This is a genomic window from Rubrivirga sp., assembly GCF_049648075.1.
Taxonomy (GTDB): Bacteria; Bacteroidota; Rhodothermia; order Rhodothermales; family Rubricoccaceae; genus Rubrivirga.
In genome coordinates this window covers 1-2,003 of record NZ_JBARYR010000645.1, presented here as the reverse complement: position 1 = coordinate 2,003, position 2,003 = coordinate 1, and the positions used below count along the sequence as shown (strand labels likewise).

At 72.5% G+C, this 2,003-nt stretch carries 2 protein-coding genes; both read left to right on the top strand.

From position 1 onward, the window contains the following. Positions 1-418 (top strand): alpha/beta fold hydrolase (locus WBA11_RS17445; RefSeq protein ID WP_424521916.1); only part of this gene is annotated, 418 nt, incomplete at its 5' end. A 78-nt stretch (positions 419-496) separates the two neighbouring features. Next, the coding region (locus WBA11_RS17440) for an FAD-dependent oxidoreductase (protein WP_424521915.1) at positions 497-2,003 on the top strand (1,507 nt) is incomplete at its 3' end.

Genomic DNA, 2,003 nt, shown 5'->3' with positions numbered 1-2,003 from the left:
GCCCACGGCCCTCGACTCCCTCCTGGCCCGGGGTCAACTCCCGCTCGTCCCGACGACGCGCGCCGAGCTCGACCGGCTGTTCGAGTTGGTGTTCGTCTCCGACCCGGACATTCCCGGCCCAGCCCGGGACGTGCTCGCCCACGACTACGCCCGCCGCGCGCCGTTCTTGCGCGACCTGTTCGGACGGATCGCCCTCGAGGCCGACGCCCTCCGGCCGGTCCTCCCAGAGATCGAGCAACCGACGTTGGTCCTGTGGGGGACCGAGGACCGAATCTTGAGCCCGTCGGCCGTCCCCGCATGGCAGAGCGGGCTCCCGGACGCGACCGTCCGTGTACTCCCCGGTGTGGGCCACGCGCCGCAGCAGGAGAGCCCTGCTCAGACGGCGCAGATCGTCGCGGACTTCTTGGCGGACCGCTGACGCGCGTCCTCGACGCCCGACCCCAAGACGCGAACCCGGCGCACGGCCTGGCGTCCGACCTCGACGCCTCCCCTCCTCATGGCCGACGCCCCCAAACCCGCCATCCTGTGTGTCGACGACGACCCGGACGTGATCCGTGCGGTCGCGCGCGACGTCCGCCGCCGCTATGGGGACCGGTACCGCGTGCTCCGCGCCACGTCCGGCGCCGAGGCCATCGAGGCCGTCGACGAGCTCCTCCAGAAGAGCGCCCCGATCGCGCTCGTCCTTTCGGACCAGCGGATGCCCGGCCTCGACGGCGTCGGCCTGCTGAGCCAGGTCGCGGACAAGACGCCGGCCACGAAGCGCGTGCTGCTGACGGCCTACGCCGACACCGACGCCGCGATCTCGGCCATCAACGACAGCCGCGTCGACTACTACCTGCTCAAGCCGTGGGACCCGCCCGAGAGCAAGCTCTACCCGACGCTCGATGATCTCCTCGAGGACTGGCGCGGCGCCTACCGGCCGGGCTACGGCGGCCTGCGCCTGATCGGCGACCGGTGGAGCGCCCAGGGCCACCGCCTGCGCGACTTCCTCGCTCGCAACAACGTGCCATACCGCTTCGAGGACGTCGAGCGGTCGGACGAGGCGCGCGAGCTCGCCGGCGACTCCAAGCTGCCACTCGTCGTCCTCGAGGACGGGACGCGGATCGAGCAGCCCGAGCCCGCCCAAGTCGCCTCGGCGATCGGGCTGCGGCAAACGGCCGAACGGCAGTTCTACGACCTGGCCATCGTCGGAGGCGGTCCGGCCGGGCTCGCGTCGGCCGTGTACGGGGCGAGCGAAGGGCTTAGGACGGTCATGCTCGAGCGCCAGGCGCCGGGCGGGCAAGCGGGGACGTCCTCGAGGATCGAGAACTACCTCGGCTTCCCGTCGGGCCTGAGCGGCGCCGATCTGGCGCGGCGTGGCGTGGCCCAGGCCGAGCGGTTCGGCGTCGAGATCCTGGCGCCCGTCGAGGTCGAGGGGTTGCGGACCGAGGGGCCGTACAAGATCCTGGAGTTGGGCGGCGACCGCGAGATCTCGTGCCATGCCCTCATGCTGACGACGGGCGTCGAGTGGCGCCGCCTTCCGGCGGACGGCGCCGAGCGCTTCGAGGGCGCCGGCGTCTACTACGGCGCGGCCATGACCGAGGCCCTGAACTGCCGCGGCGAGCACGTCCTGGTCATCGGGGCGGGCAACTCGGCGGGCCAGGCCGCGCTCCACTTCGCCGACTACGCCGACCAGGTCAGCGTGCTGGTCCGCGGCGGCAACCTGGCCAAGAGCATGAGCCAGTACCTCGTCGACCGCATCGAGGCTCACCCGTCGATCGACGTCCGGCTCCACACGGAGGTCGCGGAGTGCCGGGGGCAGGACCACCTCGAGCGCGTCGTCCTCGAGGGCGAGGGCGGGGCCACGGAGACGGTCGAGACGAGCTTCCTGTTCGTGTTCATCGGCGCCGCGCCCCGCACCGACTGGCTGCCGGACAACCTGGCCCGCGACCGGCGCGGGTTCGTCCGCACCGGCCCCGGCCTCTCTGAGGCTGACCTCGAGGACTGGCCGCTCGAGCGAGCGC